Annotated in this window: 15 protein-coding genes; 4 read left to right on the top strand and 11 right to left on the bottom strand. The window is 34.0% G+C overall.

Annotation, left to right across the window (positions count from 1 at the left end):
- Positions 1-39: 39 nt before the first annotated feature.
- The 9 genes from BGO84_RS06680 to BGO84_RS06640 all read right to left on the bottom strand — a co-directional run bounded on the left by BGO84_RS06680 (position 40) and on the right by BGO84_RS06640 (position 12,127).
- Positions 40-882, bottom strand: coding sequence for a thioredoxin family protein (locus BGO84_RS06680; RefSeq protein WP_291028566.1), 843 nt, complete (start codon positions 880-882; stop codon positions 40-42).
- Between the two features lie 72 nt (positions 883-954).
- On the bottom strand, positions 955-3,642 hold the full coding sequence (locus BGO84_RS06675; protein ID WP_291028565.1) for an FISUMP domain-containing protein: 2,688 nt from the start codon (positions 3,640-3,642) through the stop codon (positions 955-957).
- 29 nt (positions 3,643-3,671) lie between these two features.
- Positions 3,672-4,613 carry a FimB/Mfa2 family fimbrial subunit gene (locus BGO84_RS06670; RefSeq protein WP_291028564.1) on the bottom strand — a complete coding sequence of 314 codons (942 nt, stop codon included), beginning with the start codon at positions 4,611-4,613 and terminating at the stop codon, positions 3,672-3,674.
- A gap of 105 nt (positions 4,614-4,718) precedes the next feature.
- A complete protein-coding gene (locus BGO84_RS06665) occupies positions 4,719-5,990 on the bottom strand; it encodes an Mfa1 family fimbria major subunit (protein ID WP_291028563.1) in 1,272 nt (423 codons plus the stop codon).
- Between the two features lie 238 nt (positions 5,991-6,228).
- Positions 6,229-7,701, bottom strand: a complete 1,473-nt coding sequence (locus BGO84_RS06660; RefSeq protein WP_291028562.1) for a DUF3868 domain-containing protein — start codon at positions 7,699-7,701, stop codon at positions 6,229-6,231.
- A gap of 115 nt (positions 7,702-7,816) precedes the next feature.
- Positions 7,817-8,845, bottom strand: coding sequence for a DUF3575 domain-containing protein (locus tag BGO84_RS06655; RefSeq protein WP_291028561.1), 1,029 nt, complete (start codon positions 8,843-8,845; stop codon positions 7,817-7,819).
- A gap of 71 nt (positions 8,846-8,916) precedes the next feature.
- Positions 8,917-9,930: a FecR family protein gene (locus tag BGO84_RS06650; protein ID WP_291028560.1), complete on the bottom strand. Its 1,014-nt coding sequence runs from the start codon at positions 9,928-9,930 to the stop codon at positions 8,917-8,919.
- A 137-nt stretch (positions 9,931-10,067) separates the two neighbouring features.
- Positions 10,068-10,622: an RNA polymerase sigma-70 factor gene (locus BGO84_RS06645; RefSeq protein WP_291028559.1), complete on the bottom strand. Its 555-nt coding sequence runs from the start codon at positions 10,620-10,622 to the stop codon at positions 10,068-10,070.
- Between the two features lie 461 nt (positions 10,623-11,083).
- Positions 11,084-12,127 carry a linear amide C-N hydrolase gene (locus tag BGO84_RS06640; RefSeq protein WP_291028558.1) on the bottom strand — a complete coding sequence of 348 codons (1,044 nt, stop codon included), beginning with the start codon at positions 12,125-12,127 and terminating at the stop codon, positions 11,084-11,086.
- Between the two features lie 430 nt (positions 12,128-12,557).
- On the opposite strand from BGO84_RS06640, the gene BGO84_RS06635 reads away from it, so the two are divergent.
- The 3 genes from BGO84_RS06635 to BGO84_RS06625 all read left to right on the top strand — a co-directional run bounded on the left by BGO84_RS06635 (position 12,558) and on the right by BGO84_RS06625 (position 15,985).
- Entirely contained in the window at positions 12,558-13,298 is a 741-nt protein-coding gene (locus BGO84_RS06635; RefSeq protein ID WP_135104210.1) for an ABC transporter ATP-binding protein, read from the top strand.
- A gap of 23 nt (positions 13,299-13,321) precedes the next feature.
- Positions 13,322-14,440 carry an ABC transporter permease gene (locus BGO84_RS06630; protein ID WP_291028557.1) on the top strand — a complete coding sequence of 373 codons (1,119 nt, stop codon included), beginning with the start codon at positions 13,322-13,324 and terminating at the stop codon, positions 14,438-14,440.
- A 234-nt stretch (positions 14,441-14,674) separates the two neighbouring features.
- Positions 14,675-15,985, top strand: a complete 1,311-nt coding sequence (locus tag BGO84_RS06625) for a sigma-54 dependent transcriptional regulator (protein ID WP_291028556.1) — start codon at positions 14,675-14,677, stop codon at positions 15,983-15,985.
- Here the strand turns inward: BGO84_RS06625 and BGO84_RS06620 are convergent.
- The gene (locus tag BGO84_RS06620) at positions 15,982-18,360 is read right to left on the bottom strand and encodes a hybrid sensor histidine kinase/response regulator (RefSeq protein WP_291028555.1); all 2,379 of its coding nucleotides are present in this window, start codon (positions 18,358-18,360) and stop codon (positions 15,982-15,984) included. The genes BGO84_RS06625 and BGO84_RS06620 overlap by 4 nt on opposite strands.
- Before the next feature lie 264 nt (positions 18,361-18,624).
- On the opposite strand from BGO84_RS06620, the gene BGO84_RS06615 reads away from it, so the two are divergent.
- On the top strand, positions 18,625-18,960 hold the full coding sequence (locus tag BGO84_RS06615; RefSeq protein ID WP_135104206.1) for a hypothetical protein: 336 nt from the start codon (positions 18,625-18,627) through the stop codon (positions 18,958-18,960).
- A 116-nt stretch (positions 18,961-19,076) separates the two neighbouring features.
- Here the strand turns inward: BGO84_RS06615 and BGO84_RS06610 are convergent, their stop codons facing one another.
- The gene (locus tag BGO84_RS06610) at positions 19,077-19,694 is read right to left on the bottom strand and encodes a Type 1 glutamine amidotransferase-like domain-containing protein (RefSeq protein WP_291028554.1); all 618 of its coding nucleotides are present in this window, start codon (positions 19,692-19,694) and stop codon (positions 19,077-19,079) included.
- Between the last annotated feature and the right edge of the window lie 393 nt (positions 19,695-20,087).

The raw sequence follows: 20,087 nt of genomic DNA, 5'->3' as shown, positions 1-20,087 counted from the left end.
TATATATTATCAGATGGAATGTAATCAAACAGAAATAATCTAATCCAATAATTTTGTTTCTTGCAAATTTCTATACTGATCTACTACCATTTCATCTTTATCTATCACAAGCATCTCAGGAGTAGCTGCTATACCAAAACGTTTAAAGTTTATACCGCTAAACGATTGATAATCGCATAATTTATCTGGCCATGGGTATTTTCGAATATTCTGTTCAAAAGCCTCATTACTCCCATCTGCAGATATTGTCACAACTCTGATTCCTCTTTCTATCAATTTACTGTAGTTATCTGCCAGCTCATCCAATAAGTGTTGACAAATACCACAACTACCATCGTAAAATAAAATTAAAGTCGAATTTACCCCCGTCATAGATTGTAGTCCTTCAATCTGAGGAGCTTTATTTCCGGGAAGTCTTGTGGACACAAGAAGACGTGTTGCAATTTCACTATATCCATCTGCCGGCACATCTATTCCATAGGCATAAGCAACAATAGCCGCTGTAGCATCTGGATATTCTCTGAGAGCATTGTTATGAGCAATAACTTTAATGAAAATTTCTATATTTTCCGGAGATTGTTTTTCCAAGCGATCTATTAGTCTCTTAGAATCTCTAACTAACTTTTCTGTTCCACTCTTATCCACGTACAGTTTTATCCAGGCATTTATATACTGTTTTGTGAGACCGAGGGAATCGAGAGTGGCAAAGTTAAGAGAATCAATTGTATAAAGTTCTACGTCTATAGTTTCTTCGGATGTACCTCCTTTCTCCATTTTTTCTATTATTTTTTCTATATAATGCTGATTCTTTTTTCCGCACGAGACAATAGCAAGAGTAAGTATAAAAGATACGATTAAAGCTGTTAAACTATTCCTAATCATCAAGTTTCTTTTTTTATTCAGAACGAGCAATGGAAATTTACTTTCCATTGCCGGTTCTTGTTGATTTTTATTTTAATCTTTTACACAACGTACCGATAAGAAAGCTTGAGTATTTCGTCCTGTCTCAGATGCTAATTTGGTTGAATTTCCGTATAAATCTGTGCCACCATTTATCCACCAATAACCTCCTTGTGACCAGTTTTTCCAAGTGTAAGCAGGACTACTAGTATATAAAGCGCCTCCTGTTAATGTAGCATTTACACTCGAAGAGTTTAGTCCCGTTACAGCCGGCCCTGCCCACCACTGAGCCCCTTTCGTTCCTCCGGTATTTGTTATATCCTGATTTACCAAGCTTATCAGACTTGAAGCTTCTGAAGCTGCAGGTAAATGCCATCCTGTTGGACATGCTGAATTTCTATGTACATCTGCATAATAATACTGTCCGTTACTAGCTGATGGCGAATAAGTAGATCCATTAGTCCAAGTCGTTCCTGTAATAGCTCCCCCAAAATACACAGCATCTGCTGTACCTTCTTTAGAGTTTTCCACCATCCAGCATTTCGTTCCATACATATGAGTCAAATAAGATCGATTACCGATTTTCAAAGGAACTGCTACTCCGTTTATACCGCAAGCCACAGGATTGATCTGTACCTGCACATCCTCATATTTACCTGCAGAATCAAAAAGTGTAAATATAATATACGACGAAAGATCAGCTTCTGTAACCGGTTTTCTTAAGGTAAAAAGTAAAAGATCACCGTCTGCTACGTTGTAGCCTCCATTTTGGTTCATATCGAATGAAATCAATAATGATTGTGGATCACTCACGCTTCTGATTTTCCACAAGCTATTCGACTTTATCCTCATACTTTGTTGTGAATTATCTAAGATATAATATTGATTTAGTACAGACTGTACCCCATAGCGTATTTGGCGCAAATAGATCGTTTTGGTAGTAAAACCGGCTCCATTAGATAGAGTAAAGTCAATTTTAGATGCCTTCTCTATAAGAGGATTTGCATCTATTTCGGCCTGAGTCAGAGCTGCCGGAGCAATCGTAAAGGTTTGTTTTCCTGTACCTCCAGCAGAAGTATTAAGTATACCATTCAATCCGGGAGTATCAGAACCTGAACCAAAGCTAAAAGGCTTTCCGCCCAATCCTAAATAAGTCAAACTACATTCCCTATCAATAGGCATCCACGAAGCTACAAATTGTTGATTATCAGGAATTATACCTGCCGATTGACTCTCAAATATAAGCTCATTGATTTCTACACCGTTCAATTTTTTCAATCTCAGTTCGAGTGGAGGAACCATACTTTGTCTCACTTCAATCTTATAAGTGAGCCTTCCGGCACTGATAGTAATATATCCTAGTCGATTTGCCCCCGAATTATTTTCAGTCAGAATTAGTTGCATATCGGTAGCAACATTAGCATCACCTTTATTAACTGAAGTTTTTAACCAATCGTTTATAGGATTACCGCTGTCATCGATGATAGAGGTTACTTTCCACCCTTGTATACTACCATCATTACTTTTGTAGTCAGTCTTAATGCTTACTGTATTATCATCACTAAATGTAGTATAAGCACTTTTTGTAAAGTCAAACTTCCCTTGAGAAACTGCAAGCATAAACTGCCCATCGAATTCAATATTGCCAATCGCAGCTTCATCCCAGACAACAACCTCCGCCTCAATATTGATAGGTCTTGAGTTGAATGCATCTTCTTTAGTACCATACCCTGCCGATTTCACTTTGGTTATATTAATTGTGTATAGGTGGTTTCGTAGTATATCCAAATAGGTCTTCCCGTTAGCGATATCAACACGATAATAACTAACCTCGGTAGAACCATTATATTTGCCTCCCAGCACCAAAGTTGTTACTTTACTCAGATTCACTTCAGAAGCTGTCTTCGGTACTAAAGATTCGAAAGTATATATGTTATTAATAATACTATTGTTTATAACTATACCAGAGCCTTCATAGTCGATAGGCCCTTTAGTTGTTGTACCTGTTACTGTGGGCTTTTCTACGGATGAGCTACTACCTGGCACAAGATTTCCAGCATCAGGAACAACCCTTCCCGAGCTATAATAGTTGTATAAAGACACGCTTGATAGAGCAAAACTATTCTCGCTTATTGATGGATCTATTTTGACATTAATCTTGGCAACCATACGTAGTAGCTTCAAGTCTGTAATTGTAGTATTATCTTGAATTATTATACTATTAGGCGTTTCTCCCCACATCGGAATCGGTAAATATCCGGCAGTTTCATTATTTACATTCCATTTATTTATACCTGTAAGTTGCAATTGTTGCATTATGGCATCTTTAGACGCCCCCACAGTAATACCTCCGGCAAAAGTGTTATCCAACTGATCTTTCGCATTAGCCAAAGCAACAAATCGGTATGTCTGGGTACCATCTTTAAAGAGAGTAACAACAAACTTTTTCTTATTATTAACTCCATCATCAACTATGGATCCTTGCTCGGCTTGTGCGCGATAAGCGAAGGTTTCGTCATTTCCATTTACTTTAAAAGCCAATATATCAATAGATCTAACTTCATTTTCATCGTTTTCATCCAATGCGTATGTTCTTGGCAATTGAGCCGGCATACTTATGCTAAATGGCACTCGTACTTTACCTTCTTTCGATACGGGAAAGTGATCTCCTTCTTCATAATCGTCACGACAGCCGATTAGTACCAAAAGTAATGGTAGTATATAAAAAAATATTTGCTTCATCGATTATCTGTTTTCTATATTATTAAGAGTTATTGTAATTCTGTATTATCCATATTTACGACCCATCCATTAATGGTAACCGTTATATCCATATTGGATTGCCCGGGAACATAAGGGCGAGCAAATGTCAATAGAATGTCATATGTATGTGTATTTTCGATATCTATCACCTCTCCGCCTTCATTCACTTTTTCGATAAGAGTCATCAGATTGGCCTGATAGACAATCTGGCTGTTTATAGGACTTAGAATTTTCAGGATAGGATCTTTACGGTCTTTACTCAATCTGAGTATATTCTGAGAACCTGACAATTGTTGATCTCCGCCAATTAGTAGAGAACTTGTATAATGAACCTCTTCCGTATCGGAAGCGAATGAGTTGTCAAATTTATAAATACCGTTACGTGCTGTTATAATCAGCTTGTAATCGTTGCTGCTTGGTACGAAATTTTTCGTCTTAATATTTATTGTATTCGTATTTCTTGTAAGAGATAATCTCACACTTTGATCTTGCTCTTCTTTTACATCTACCGATGTTCTGTAGGCATAAAATAATGCCAGAGGATTTGTTCGGACAGTATCATCTTTATCTTTTTCAATATATACTCGTCTTTCATCTAAATTCGAGTAGCTGTTTTGTTTATATGGATCTTCTAAATTTATCCATGAAACAAAAGTGTATGTGCCTGGCTGAAGAGAAATAGTCATGTAATAATTTGTTCCGAATGATGGTTGAGCATCATGCTTTTCTTGCATAAAGTTGCCATCTTTATCAAATATAAAAAGCTTTATATCCTTTACTTCTTTTGTATCCAGAATAGTACCTGAGTAGATTCGAGGTGTGTATTCAAAATATACACGTATATCTTTATTTTCGGGAAGACAATCTTCCAGCTTCTGGTCAATACAAGAATATTGCATTGAAACTAACAGAATCAGAAATAATAGCGGTATATATTTCAAGTGTTTCATTATAAATATTTGTCAATAAGAGAATCTTTTTATTGAGTTAATCCGTATCGCAAAGTATCATTGCTTTGCGATACCGGTATTAACTATTTTCTTTTAATGTTAGAATTATAAAATTTCACTATTCTGAGTATTTTCTGCCCAAGGCTCAACCACTATATCAACTGTAATGTTAGTTGGTTTAGATATTTCATGACCCGGATTATCGATATTATCTCCACTTTGTCCTAAACCATTTATTGCAGTAATATTTACTTTGTAAAGGTTGTTACGGAAAATATTATAATTGTGTGCCGGATTCAAATAGGCCTTGTAAAAACAATATCCGTCTTGATAGGTAATCATAGTTGGAGTAGTCCCATTTATTGTAGCATCATAAGCAGCAGCATCTATTTGATCTATAAAATAATATTTAACACCGGCATTTGATACAACATAGAATGTTTGGGGATTAACCGGAGCCGTTTCACTAACTAATCCGCTAGAACCATTTCCGGCAACACTTAGTTTTACAACTTTAGTTGGTAAAAATTTTGCACGGATAGAAGTGTAGGTAGAATAACCTTCGAGACTCTGAGCAGATATATTTTCCAAAGCATACGATACATTTGCTGTAGTAATAGTTGTACCATTTGCATTTACAGCTTTATAAGTATTTTCTTTATAAAAATCAGCTAGTGTATTGGTCGGACTAAACGTTGAAGCACTAGGGAGTACATAATATAATTTCGTAATGTTACTTAGTGAAAATTGTAAGTCAGATACTGTTCCACCCAATACATTATATTGCAATCCTACGCCTTTTTCTACAGCTACCTTTGCTAATAAACGAGATACAGTTGCAGATACTTTGTTTGCTGTAGCAGCATTAGTATCAGTCTCTTCTACAAAAGTAGGATTTGATGCAACTTTACTGAACATAGCAAATCCGTTTGCAGGATTCATTAAATCATTTGCGCTTGAAACTTGATATATTGCAGTCAGCCCCCTGCTTGCAACATCTCTTGCTAATTCGTCTGATAAGTTAACACCCACATAGATTTTTTTTGCTCCAACTGTTGTTGCAATTGTCCTGTTAGCTATGTACTCATTATCTGTAGACGAGGTAAAGTCTGAACTACTCAAACGTTCACGTTTCTCAAGGACATCGCTATCGTTAAAGATGAATACATCAACTGAAGTGATCATATTTTCATCGGCAGTAGCATTTATATCTGTTGCATAAGTTTTTGGCTGAGCTATCGAAAGAGTAAAAGTTGTAGCTTTACCATTAGGAGTAGGATTTCCACCCTTACCTGTTAGGTCATCATCATTGGAGCAACTTGTGAAACCGGCTATCAGAGCTGAAGTTGCAATTAAATAGTTGAAAAATACTTTCATTTTTAAAATTGTTTTTGAATTAATTATTTATGGATTCTCTCTTTATAAATTATTTATCGAATAAATCTTTTTCAGTTTTTCTGATTCGAGATTATCAATCACTTTAATTTATAGTACAAAACTAGGCATATCAGATGAGGACGATCTTATATATCTCATTATAAAAAAGTTAGAATCAGCATCTAAAAATCTAATGTTTTTCTAATGATTATCAATACTCTAATCGCACCTCTCATCCTTACTTATTATATCGTTCCAATTTGAGATTATCTTCTCGTTTGATCTGTAACTCCTGTAGATTATGATTTGCTTCTGAAACCCCTCCTGTTAAAGCCCTTCGAAACAAGTCTTCAGCCTGATCCAGATCTCCTTCTTTCAAAAAAATGACACCAAGGTTATTTAATGTGGGTGGATTAGAGCCTGCATTTAATAGATTTCTTTTAGCTAGAGACAATTCATTTACTAAGATAAGAGCTGCACCTGCATTATTATTTGCAGTTTGATCGCCGGGATAATATTTTGGAATAGTATCGGCTAATATCTCTACAAATTCTTTACTCCCTTCACCATAGCTTTGAGCTATTTCATAAAGTTCCAATTGATTGAGTTGTGAGTCTTTTTTTCGAAATAAACTTTTGGACTGATCGAGTGTATAATTTTTAACCGTCACGTTTATATTATATTCAACACGCCTCAATTGAGGAAATAATTCGTCTGATATTTGTTTATAAGGTACTCCATTTGCTAGTTTTCTCAGTTCAAACTCGTATCCATCAGAAGTATCTGTATTATCTATAATATTTATTATTTCATTCTTGTATGTAATATTCGATTGAAGTACCAGCTGTTTAAGCCTATCCCAATCTTCAGCAATATTATTTACCCGAAAGAAGCTTTCCGAAAAACCAAATTTATCTTTCATATAGTTTTTCAAGGATATTGCCCGTGCATAAGACAAACGATCATTAGCGGCATATGAACCTTCAGGAGAAGCATAACCTTCAATAAATAGGCTTTTTATTTTTAAATCAGGATCATTGATAATACCTTTTACCAAAGTATCTATTTTCTCTAACTCATCCTTATTATGCCTATATTGGGGAAGAATAACAGATTTCCCTACCTGAAAATCAAGATATGCATCTCCATGTATTGTAAATATTTTAGATTCATATTTTGGCTCTATATAAGAAAGGAAAGGATTTACCTGATAAGGAGTCTGAAATTTTAATTTTGCCTTATTGTTCATCAAAAAAGTAAACATGTGACTTTCATTTCTACACCCTGTTACCTCTTGCTTGATTACAAAATGTGCACTATCCATCCACATCTCATACGGAACTTTAAAATCATAAGTAAGTAATGTATCTGTAAACTGATTGGTAATAATGGTTGTATAGGGAACAATATTTTCAAATTTATCTTTATTTAAAGACCTCCATCTTTCGATTAGATTGTATTTCTTATTTCCGGAAATGAGCATATAGGGAAACTCCATAATTGATTCATTTGAAACTAACTGAGGTGTTAAATACATGGCAGTACAATCACTGACAGCACCTGCACGGATATTTACTTTAAAGTATATATGAAGACTATCATTCTCTTCTTTTACCTCGTTACTTATAAAAATGATTCGTCCTGTATATCCCTTTGCAGAAACATTTAATACAATGATTGTGAATAGTATAAATATTAATATTCGTTTCATATGATTTTACTTAAGCCATTCATTAAAGGCTTTAGATATTTGTTATATTTTATTAGTCAAACATATTTAGAAGTATGTCTGCCAATTTTTATTCTCTCTTGATTGTTACAAACTGTTACTTAATAAAATAAATCACAGATAATGAAGCCTTAGTGGGAGTAAAGAAGTTTTTGCTCTCACTACCTAAAAACTTTTTACAACTCTTGCAAGCATATCGATCATAATCAGCATGCACATAACCCATTCCAAAATTTCCTTCGAGCGACCAACGTTTAGACATACTCCATTGATATCCGTAACTAAATCCAACACCATATAGGTCTCCCTGCAAACGGCTGCTTTTAATATAATCCGAGAATGGAAGCCCAGTCAAATTATAATGAGCATAGACGCCATGCAATCCGAAGAAATGACCACTGAAAGGTTCACATAACCAATACCGAATTTCAGGCTGTACAAGTATATGTTTCATATTCTTGTTTACATTAAACTCCCATGGATTGTAACTAAAAGACATGTCGATGCTGTATCTTTCTCCGACTTTGATTTCTGTTCCAAAAGCAATCGAGCTAGTCATATCAAACAACAAGTTACTTTTTACTGCCCATAGAGGAGTCTTCGCTTGAATTGGTCTCCAATCTGTCATATTATTCAGAATATCAACCATTTTGTTCAAATCCAAAGAATCTTTTGCTGAGGGTATCGATTCCAAAGTGACATGCTTACTCTCTGATGGTAATGAAAGATCAACAGGCATTATTTTTATTTCCTCATTCAACTCTTTGTCCACCTTAACAGATACTGCCGGACTTTCTTTAGTATCTTTTGCGTAAACAAGGTTTCCCTTTTTTTTCGAGGTTTTAGTCGTAGATAAAAAAATAAGATTTTTACGTATAGTATAAGTATAGTCTGTACCTGCTAACAACTGATCTAAAACAGTTTTCAGATCAGCGTCATGCAACCTAATTGTTATCTTACGGTTTGTGTTAAAGTTGGAGTTTACAAAGGCAAAAGAATATTTTGTTTGAGATTCTATCTGAGATAGAACTTCACTCACCGGAATATTTTGTCCTACAACTGTCACGCTGCTCTCCTGTGCCGATAGTGCGGGTAATGCATAGAAACAAACTAAAAAAAGTATCATTTTGAGCATGTAAAGCCTATATCCATACATAAGTGGATACATTTTGTTATATAGTTGCATTTTTAAGTTGGTTATTCTGTCTTATTATTACTTATATATACCGTATTTTTTTCTATTTTATAGGATAAGCTATTATCCAGACATCTGAATATCTCTATTATTTCAGTTATGTTATCCGATTGTTCTATCGTTAGTGTATAACTTCTATTGAGATCGACATCTTTATCAATTTCTACATCAATATCAAACTCTCGTTTAAGCGTTAAGGCAATTGCTTTTAGTGTTTCATTATTAAATACAATCTTCCCATTCGTCCAATCCGCAATATCTTTAACTACATTTATATCCAGATCACGTATGATCCCTTCTTTGGTTGTGTTATTTAATACAAACTGCTGATTCGGTTTTAGTTTAAATTCCTTATTGTCAATAGTTCGTATAGCAATCGAACCCTTATTTAGTGTTACAACAGTTGATTGGTCATCAGGATATGCCGATACATTAAATTGGGTTCCAAGGACCTTTACATCTAGATATTTTGTGCGTACTATAAATGGCATGTCATTCTGCCTTGTTACTGATAAATAAGCTTGCCCTTCCAGATTAATAATTCTTGCGCCGTCATTCGAATTTTCATTATATTTTATTTTACTCCCCGATTTAATCCATATCTGCGAACCGCAAGCGAGCCTCACCTCTTCATGTTTGCCATAAGGAACATCAACTACAACCACCTGTTTATCTTTATCTTTCTGAACATCCTTCGTCAAATTATATATTCCTATCAATAGTAGTAAAGGTAAAACCACTACTGCTACACGAAGCCAGTAGTAAGGATGTTGGCTCATTCTTTTCTTCTTATTAAAGCCTAGTTTTTTTGTAATCTTTTCATATTCTTGTTTAGAAGATAAATCTTCCTGATTATCTAATGAATCCCAGAGCCTATGCATAGCTTTTTGCTTTTCTTCAGAATTTTCAGGATTAACCAGCCATGCATGGATCTTATTTTCCAACTTCTCGGAGTATCTATTCTCAAAGAACCGGCTTATAAGCTTATGATATTGCTTAGTTGGTATATTATTCATTTTCTATTTTTTGTTGAGCTTTACTTTCACGTTCTGTATTAAAAACGATCTAGCCTATATCTACGCACGGTCAAAAAAATAAATTTCTCTCTTTAGTTACATAATACACTAATAATAAGATTTTTGAATAATTATTTTTAAAAGAAAAATAATAGTACATTTCTAATTTTTTTCATTGCTAAGCTCAATTGATTTTCGACTGTTCTTTTACTTATCTCTAGCTGTTCGGCTATCTTATCGTTCGGTATCCCTTGATTTCTGCTCATCTTATATATAGTCCTCTGCTTTTCAGGCATATTTTCTATTTCCATTTCTACCAGCAGCATGGTTTCCTTTGCTATATATTCATCCTCAGCATTTACTAAGTCTAAGGGTAATACTATTCGTTCATTATAAAATGATTCGCGAATCTGTTTGCCTCGGATGTAATCGATCGTTTGGCGATAGGCAATCGTGTATATATATGAATCAAAGCCTTTAATCCCTTTAGAAGTTATCGTAAACGAATCATGATTCTCCCAAACTTTGACAAATACATTCTGAGTTAGTTCTTCTGCAACAGCAACAGACTTGACAAAGCCATTTATGTAATACTTTACTTTCGGAAAATACTTCAGAAATATAGTTTCAAATGCTTTATGGTTGCCTTTGTGTAAAGCTTCTAATAGTTTGTATGTTATCTGATTCTCCAAAGAATAATTAGATTATTTATAGAAATTAATTGATTTATCATAAATACTCCTCAATAAAAGCAAACGAATAAGACAGTAGCAACGCACGATCTATCAATAAATATTTTACACTTCTTAATGTCCGATTGTCGTTATAAAATAGAATAAGACACCCATGACTTTTTCCAAAGAGAAAAAATCTTTACAGTTATATACCGAAAAATAATATCGGAATATGGTAGCGTAAATACTTTTAGAACAAGTGCGAATCTGATTTACTTAAGAAGATAAGAATATTGCACTTTGTGATAAAGACGGCTCGAGAATAAAACGATGTAACACCGAATCCTAAATTATTATAAAACAGAGCCAAGGTGGGTAGTATATTTATTGGATAAAGACCAAAAATAAGTGTAATAAACTACGTGCAAAATACAAATCGAAAAGTCCATTTCTTCAATGGACTTTTCAATCTTTATTGCTTAATCATTCACACCCAGAAATTTGAACGGCTGTGAAACCTTGAAGTTATTTATTGTATTCCCATTGTAAGTTTCACCATTTGCTAAAGACAATTTAAGGACAGGAGCACCTTTTGATAAATTCATGTCCTGAAGATTTACCCAGAATGTATTCGGAGTCAAACTCGATTCAAAGAAATAAGTCAAATTCTTACTATCCGATACTGTTCTCCATTGTGTTGTAGAAATCTCAGGACTATCAGGTGTAGAAATTCCATAAGGAACAGAGGCATTACGAATAACACTGAAAACGCTTGCTACCGCTAATTTCTCATCACCTATTTTAGGAAGTGCATCGATATAGAAGCTTGCTCTCGCAAAACGATCGGCAGCACGATTAGTACCCGGAAGGAAAGTCAATCCACCAATAGACTTCCAATAGTCATTCAAGGCCAACTGTTTATCATAAGTTGGAGAGTTGGTCATTACATTATAGTCCTTGCTATGGTAGATATTCAGTTTTCCATCTATATATTCGAAAATAGCGCTATCGCCTGTAGCATCAGAAATAGCAAGGTGTAATGTTGCCAGTCTCGAACCATCAGGCATCTTATCAGAAACTACTTGAAAAGAATTTTTACCAACAAAAGAAACAGCTTCATCAACCGAAGCAAAGTTGTCGAGCATATATTGCACCCAAGCAGCTATGGTTAGTCCCGGTTTGCTCTTATCCCATGCCGGATATACAGACTCATTCAACCATAACAAATTTGCAACTAAACCCTTCTCATTCATACCATCGGTACTGGCTATTTCAAAAGCAGATGTTACTACACTACCATATTTAGAGGTCCATTTTAAAGAATTGCTTCCGGTTTCCCCACTTCTTTCCATCCCTCTAGGGAAAACCCATATATTACTATGCATTTCAGTTTTCCAGTCCATTGTACGACCTGTTACTACCATTCCATTATCTCCGGTATAAACGACACGTGTACATGCATTCGCTTTAGGTATTGTTACCAAACATATAAAGCCTACGATAAACAAATAAATTCTTTTCATTTCTTTAATTTTTTAATTATGATTTAAACTATTTTTGATTTTATAATATTGTTTTCTAATTTTGATACTGCAAAGGTAGATATTGCAACATAAACAAATGAAAAACAATCCATTATAAAAACATTAGAATTAAAGAGTAGGGCTCTAATATTTTTCTAATAATATTCTTTAGATATAAAAATTTGATTATTCATCGTGGCTTCTAAAGCGGTATTGAATATCGCAAATACAACATCTCCAAAATATTCTTACTGAAACATACAATAACAAACTAATGAACAACATACGCCTTTAATTTTAATATGGATATAAAGATGTGTTTAGAGCCATAATCAAAATAGATTACCAAATACCAAAACTTTGTAGTGATAAAATTCGTTATTACTTTTATCACTTAATAATAAATAGGTAGGGTAAATAAATTAGAATAATGTATCAGATAGAAGTAAAAGACGTATATAAGTCATTTAAGGATGTACATGCCGTTAGAGGCATCTCTTTTGGAATAGAACCCGGTAAATTTGTAGCTTTGCTTGGACCTAATGGAGCCGGAAAGACAACAATGGTTGAGATGATGGAAGGATTAAAAAAGCCGGACTCGGGAGAGATTCTCTTGCAGGGTAAAAATTGGCATAAGAATGAAAAGGAACTCCGGGCAATAATAGGTCTATCATTGCAAGAGACTCGTTTCTCGGATAAACTGACTGTTTTTGAGACATTATGCTTGTTTGCCAGTTTCTTCCGACTTGGAGAGAAACGAGCAAATGAAATTATCGAACTCACCGGTCTGGAAAGTAAACGAAAATCTATGGTAGGAACACTCTCCGGAGGACAGCGACAACGGCTTGCTTTAGGAGTAGCACTACTAAATACTCCGCAAATTCTTTTTTTGGACGAACCGACTACCGGACTCGACCCACATTCACGACTCGATCTGTGGAATATTCTGAAAGAATTAAAAGACAAAGGTGAAACCACTCTTATCCTAACAACACATTATATGGAAGAAGCTGAATCTCTTTGCGATCATATAATCATTATTGATGAAGGAAAAATATTAAAGGAAGGAAAACTAGAAGAATTGTTGGACGAAAATTCCCGCAACCTCGACGAATTATTTATCAACCTCACAGGAAAAGCTCTTCGAGAGAACGGAAATATTGTACTGTAAATAACACTTATATACTTTCAATTATGTCAATAAAGGAATCAATCAAAACCAATCAACTATATCAACTTTTCAAGACCCAGTTTTTATTAACAATCCGTGAACCGGAAGTTCTTTTTTGGGGTATGATCTTTCCTGTACTCATCTCCATCGGATTGGGTTTGGCTTTTACACAGCAAACGGAATCAAAATTTAACGTTATTCTTGTTGAAAAGAATAAAACAGAATTAGATTCACTCCTCCATATTTATGGAACAAATGTACAGAGTAAAGATGGGAACGTCCTAAATTGGAAAATTAGTAACAAAGAACTGGGTAATACCGTATTTAAGTTCTCACAAAGCGACTGGGATTCTGCTATCATTTCATTAAAGAGGGGTGAAGCAGATGTCATTGTTACAGACTCGTTGGGAAAGGCCATCTATCATTTCGACCCGCTCAACACTCAGTCTCAATTAGCATATATGAAACTTTCTGCATTGGTAAAATCACCCGATTCAACCATGAATGCAGAAAACACCAATATCGAACCATTAACATTACTGGGTGTTCGTTATATTGACTTCCTCATACCGGGGCTAATTGCTTTCGGATTGATGAGTTCTATTATGTGGGGAATTAGTTATACAATTATCGAACGAAGATCCCAGAAATTGTTAAGACGGATGGTTGCGACACCAATGAAGAAATCTAATTTCTTGTTTGCATTGATGTTTGTACGTATTCTCATGAATGTAGTTGAGTCTCTGATTCTTCTGTTTTTCGCATGGCTAATATTCGATATTCATATCCAAGGAAACATCGGAGCGTTGATTGTCTTATTTTTGGCCGGGAACCTTGCGTTTACAGGTATCGCCATCTTAGTTGCATCTCGCACTACTAAAACGGAGGTGGGCACAGGATGGATTAATGCTGTACAAATGCCTATGATGTTGTTATCGGGTATCTTCTTTAGTTACCATAATTTCCCGGAATGGAGCATCAGTACTATTAAGTTACTTCCGCTAACGGCACTAACAGATGGAATACGTAGCATTTTTAATGAGGGAGCAGGATGGATGGAAGTGATTTATCCTACTTGTACTTTATCAGCTCTTGGAATTATCTGCTTCGTTATAGGTATGAAACTATTTAAATGGAATTGATTTAGGTTACCCATTATCAATCTCATTTACAAAAAACATATGATTATTATTAATCAAACAATATAGTTGAGGGGAGATTAATCCCCTTCAGCTATATGTTGTTTTATACAATTTTGATTAGTAAGTTGATCTAATAGCATTTTATTTATTAGTGTTAATTATGAATAAAAGCTTTTCGTCTGAAAATAAAAACAAATAATTTTGAGAGAATATTCCTCTAACTGATAATGAATAATGGCTTCCAAAGTTTTAATTATTGAAGATGACAATACATTCGGAATTGTCCTAAAAAAATGGTTTAATAAAAATGGATTTGATCCTTTGGTTAGATCGACTGTAGACGAAGCTAAAAAAGATTTATTAAAAGTTGATTTCTCGTTAATCATCACAGATCTAAGACTTCCTGATGGGGATGGTATAATGTTACTGACTTGGATCAGAGAAAAGAAAATAAATACACCTGTTATCATAATGACCAGCTATGGGGAAGTGCAAAGCGCAGTCTCGGCTATTAAACTAGGAGCTTTTGATTACATGGAAAAACCCATAAACCCGGAAGTTCTAAAATCAAAAATAGAAGAGGCTTTAAATCATACTCCTATTCAAACATCAAAAGAAACACTTTCTACTACACGTATCGTTTATGGTACCAGTGATTTATCCAAACAGATGTATGAGCATATACAACTCGTAGCACCGACACATTTGTCTGTACTTATAAGAGGAGAAAGCGGCACCGGAAAAGAATATACGGCTAAAATGATACATGATTACAGTCAAAGAAAACAAGCTCAGTTTATAGCTGTGGATTGTGGTAGCTTATCAAAAGAATTAGCCCCAAGTGAACTATTTGGACATCTTAAAGGATCATTTACCTCTGCTATTGCAGATAAGAAAGGTGTATTTGAGCAAGCAGAAGGAGGAACAGTTTTTCTCGATGAAGTCGGAAACTTGTCATATGAGGTTCAGGTTCAATTATTAAGAGCCATACAGGAGCGAAAAATACGCCCGGTGGGTTCTGCCACAGACATAAAAGTAGATGTAAGAATGATAGTTGCAACGAATGAAAATGTGGAAACAGCTATCACAGAAGGACGTTTCCGAGAAGATTTGTACCATAGATTAAATGAATTTACACTCATAGTTCCACCCTTGCGCGAGCGAAAAGATGATATTGTTCTTTTTGCAAATAGTTTCTTAACTGATGCCAATAAAGAATTGGAGCGAAAAGTGGAGCGATTTTCGGAAGAATGTATGTCGATACTAAAAGAATACCACTGGCCCGGAAATCTTCGAGAATTAAGGAATGTTATACGTAGAACAGTATTGTTTACGAAAGGAACAGAAATTACGCCAGACCTTTTACCTGAGTTTATCCAAATCCCGAAGCAAACAGAGCAAATCTTATTACCAATAGATGAACGGGAGCAAATTATCAAAGCCTTAAAAATAACAAAGGGAAATAAAACGAAAGCAGCTAACCTACTAAATATTGATAGAAAAACCCTTTACAATAAAATGCATCAATATGGTATGGAAATTTAATGAGAATCCAAATAATTCTGAACATCGTTTATTATTTGCTCGGCATATTCGATAAGTTCGAGGACGTCACTCTCCCAATCGGGATACATTACAGTAGCATCTAAACGATGTGCATCTAGTTTCTTCAATATATCTAATTTATCAACAGCCCCAATTTGTATAAACATTGGCTGCATTTTATGACCAATAAGTTGAGCCGTATTAAAATCACTCTCAAGGAGAGCCTGTTTAAGCCGACTCACGTTTTCGAATGTTGATTGAACAAAAGATGCCAGAACCTCATGTAAAGCTTCGGTATCTTCTTCCAGAATTTTATTAAGCGAACTAAAACCTATCACACTTTCATCTTTTATTTGTCCTCCAAATAATAATTTTAGATCACTTATTGACACAGGCTTTTTAATATAGGCTTTAAAGCCCATTCTTATAAAGTCATCATAATCGACATCTTCTCGGGCTGTGACTATTGTAACCGGTACATTTATTCCACTGTATTTTATCCTATTTAAGACATCAATACCGCTAAAAGTCTCCATTTCCATATCTGTCAAGATCTCATCATATTGACCAATCACAGCTACTATCGCGTCAAATTCATCTATATTATTACAAGTAGATGGTATATGACCTAGGCTTAACAACATATTACGAATAATAATCAGATAAGACATATCGTCGTCTACCACTAATATTCTCTTAGGAATGAAACTATCCTTTACAAAGACCTCGCTTACAGGAATAGATATTTCAGTTCTCGTGCCTTTCCCTTCCTGAGAAGAAACTTTTATACTTCCTTTTACTAAATCGACTAACCCCTTAACTACGTACAGACCAAAGCCTGAACCTTCGGATAAATGAGAATTTTGATCTATCCGGCTAAATGGTAGAAATATATCTTTTATCTGATTTTCAGGAATACCTACGCCCGTATCTTCTATAATGCAATATAATATGGAATTAGAATATTTCACATCAAATTGAACGGAACCTTCAGATGTATACTTAATCGAATTAGATAAGATATTTATTAGTATCTGCTTGATTTTTAAAGAATCAGATGACAATATCAAATTCTCATCGAATTCAAATGAATAAGACAATTTTAACGTCTTCTTATTGGCTAAAGGAATAAACATTTCGACTGTCTGCTGACACAGGTCACGCAAATTAAATATACGATTCGATATGTTCGAGGTACCTTGCTCAATACTCGAAAATTCTAATAAATTACCTAAAAGTGCAAGAATATATTGTCCCGAATCCTTCATTGTACGAATCTCATCAGAAAGGAAATCATTCTTTATTTCTTTTAATTCTAAGGTTCCGAGTATAGAATTAAGAGGCGTTTTGATATCGTGAGAAATAGACAGTAATAACTTATGACGGCTATCCATAATTTGCTTTATTCTTCGGTTTGCCTGCTCTAGATTCTTTCGCAACCTATAACTTTTATTTACATCACTTATTATAAGCAATATGAATATAAAAATCAGGATAAGAGAAACAATACTGCTTATAATAGAGTAAGTATTATTATCTCGTATAAGTTGTTCGCTTTTCTGAATTTCATCAAGTCTTGTCTGCACGGTCTGGTTATACAAACCAATAAGCAATGTTGTAATCTCAGAAGAAATTTCTTGGTCTGCTACAATTAGATTACTTAAATTGCTTTCGATTGATATAATTCGTTTTACATAATCGTCTTTAGCTTGTTCGGCTATTTCTGTGACTTCTGATACTATATGGAGTGTATCATTCTTGGGCATGGTCAATGTATCCAATTTGGCTGTAGTAATAGAAGTTACAGTATCTGATCCTTTTGATGATGAAAATAATTCACCCAGTTTTTTCCAAAAACCTTTTTTAGAGCCCGAATAGATTATAGTATCTTGTATGGTAGCAGTAACTAAAACAGTATCTTTTCTGATAACAGGATCAATTTCTTTTAATACTTCATTTATTGACTCGATTGGATTTTTATTGCTAAACTGCTTATTCAAATTTGATACAATTACTCCTTTCTTTACCAAAAGATTATTGATCTGCTGTAGTTTCTCATTGTGTAGTGGATTTATATGACTTAGAGAATCCATTAAACATTCAACAATATTTAATCTTTCATTAAAGAGTTTATAATGCTTTACTTGTTTCGAAGATACATAAAGGTTTACTTCCAATTGTGATGCGTTTACAGAATCAATCAGCTTGTTTACAAGTGACAACTCCTTATAATACTGTAAAACACTTCTTTTTTGATCATCGATATCGTCTCTAAGTTTATATATATAAATGAGCATTCCGCAACAAATAAGAGCTACGATTAAATATATCAGCACAGCTTTGAATCTTATATTTTTCTCGGGAGTTTCTACCATTACTTAGTCTTTTCTATATATAAAACGAACAATTAATGATTCTATTTAGTTTTCCACAACTTAGATTGTAGAAATTTTCCACAATTCTACAGTTAGATTATTCTTCTTTATTAAAATAAAATTACAATATACACCTAATAATAAACACATTACACAAACAAAAGATATTTCTATTTCTTTTGGCATAGCTATTGCAAACTATATAGTGTAAGTGAAGATTACACATTTATACCTAAATTAATAGTAATTTAAAAATTAGAAGACATGAAAACAATGAAATTTATGATGTTAGCCATTGCGATAGTTTTTGGAACATCAACTTTTGCAAATGTACAAAGTTTCTCTAGTGAAAATAATGCAGTTGTTGCTATCAATCAAACAAACGATGATGGATATGTAGACGTGAAGTTTGAAGACTTGAATGAGAAAGTACAAGCTGCGATACAAGGATACACTGAATCTTATAATGTTACAGCTCTTGCCTACAATGCAGATAAGAAACTTACTAAAGTAACCCTGTCTTCAAAATCAGAAGAAAGCATTAAAGTTGTTATCTTGGATGACGAAGGTAAGGAATACGTAGAAGCTACTGCTAAATAAATCAGCCCCAACCTACATCTGACAATTTTAGTAAATAATAGGAAATACTTTCGGTATTTCCTATTATTTTTTCATATAAGCACAGGGTAAAAACAGCCCCAATAAATGAATATAAATCATTTACCAACAACCCAAATATTATCTTTTTCTACTAAAATAACTTGAGAGTTATTAATCGGATATAAATTTATTTTTGATTCATATTTAGCTATTATTTTCTCCACAGCTTTAGCAAACGGGAAGTTTGTATGGTGAGGCACCGGATAAAAATTAATTACATTTAATGCTTCGAATGTATTTAGACCTGATGCCATCTTACAATCATCCATATCCTTAACATATTCAATATTTGGAGACACAATCATTGCTCCTGCGGATTCGCCAATATACAATTTTCCCGAATTAATTTCATCCATAATTATCTTATCTGCTCCTGTTCTTTTTAACTCTTGAAGTAAAAAGAATGTATTTCCTCCCGAAACGTAGATATAATCATTTTTTTTCAACTTGTTCAGTATATCCTTAATAGTAGCTTTTGTTAACTCTAACTCGTCTACTACCAAACCCATTTTTTCGAATGCTTTACGTGCTGATCCAACATAAAACTTTACCTTTTCATTAATACTCGCAGTTGGGATGAAAGTTACGGTTTTCCCTTTTATGTCTTCTTTTGCAAAATCTATCAATAAAGATGCTACATCTTTGAAAGAAGAGGACAGAAATAATTTTCTCATTTAATTTTATTTATTCGTATACAATCATTCAAATAACAATTAAGAGCAAAAATAAATATATTTAGTGACAACTGTATGTCATCAATATCATCAATCTTAAACTTAAAACTGTTGCATCTTCGTCTATTTTTGATTGTAATTTTAACATAGAGATATTTAGTATGTACTAAATTCCATCAACTTATTTCCATATATATACAACTCCATCTTTACGATTCGAAGTTGCACAACCAGAATCAGCGGAATAAGGCTCTCCTGTTCCATAATCAAAACCCACATACCTATTCAGTATACATTGATTATCAAGCATGTTTTGTCACATAAAAAGGCTTCCTATATTCTCTTCCTTAACTGAGTCTGTATAATCGTTATTAACACAAGGGCAATAAGGTT

Source organism: Dysgonomonas sp. 37-18, from assembly GCF_001899125.1.
In the GTDB taxonomy this organism is placed as follows: Bacteria; Bacteroidota; Bacteroidia; order Bacteroidales; family Dysgonomonadaceae; genus Dysgonomonas.
Note: the sequence above shows the minus strand (reverse complement) of the source record. Positions and strands in the feature narration are given on the sequence as shown.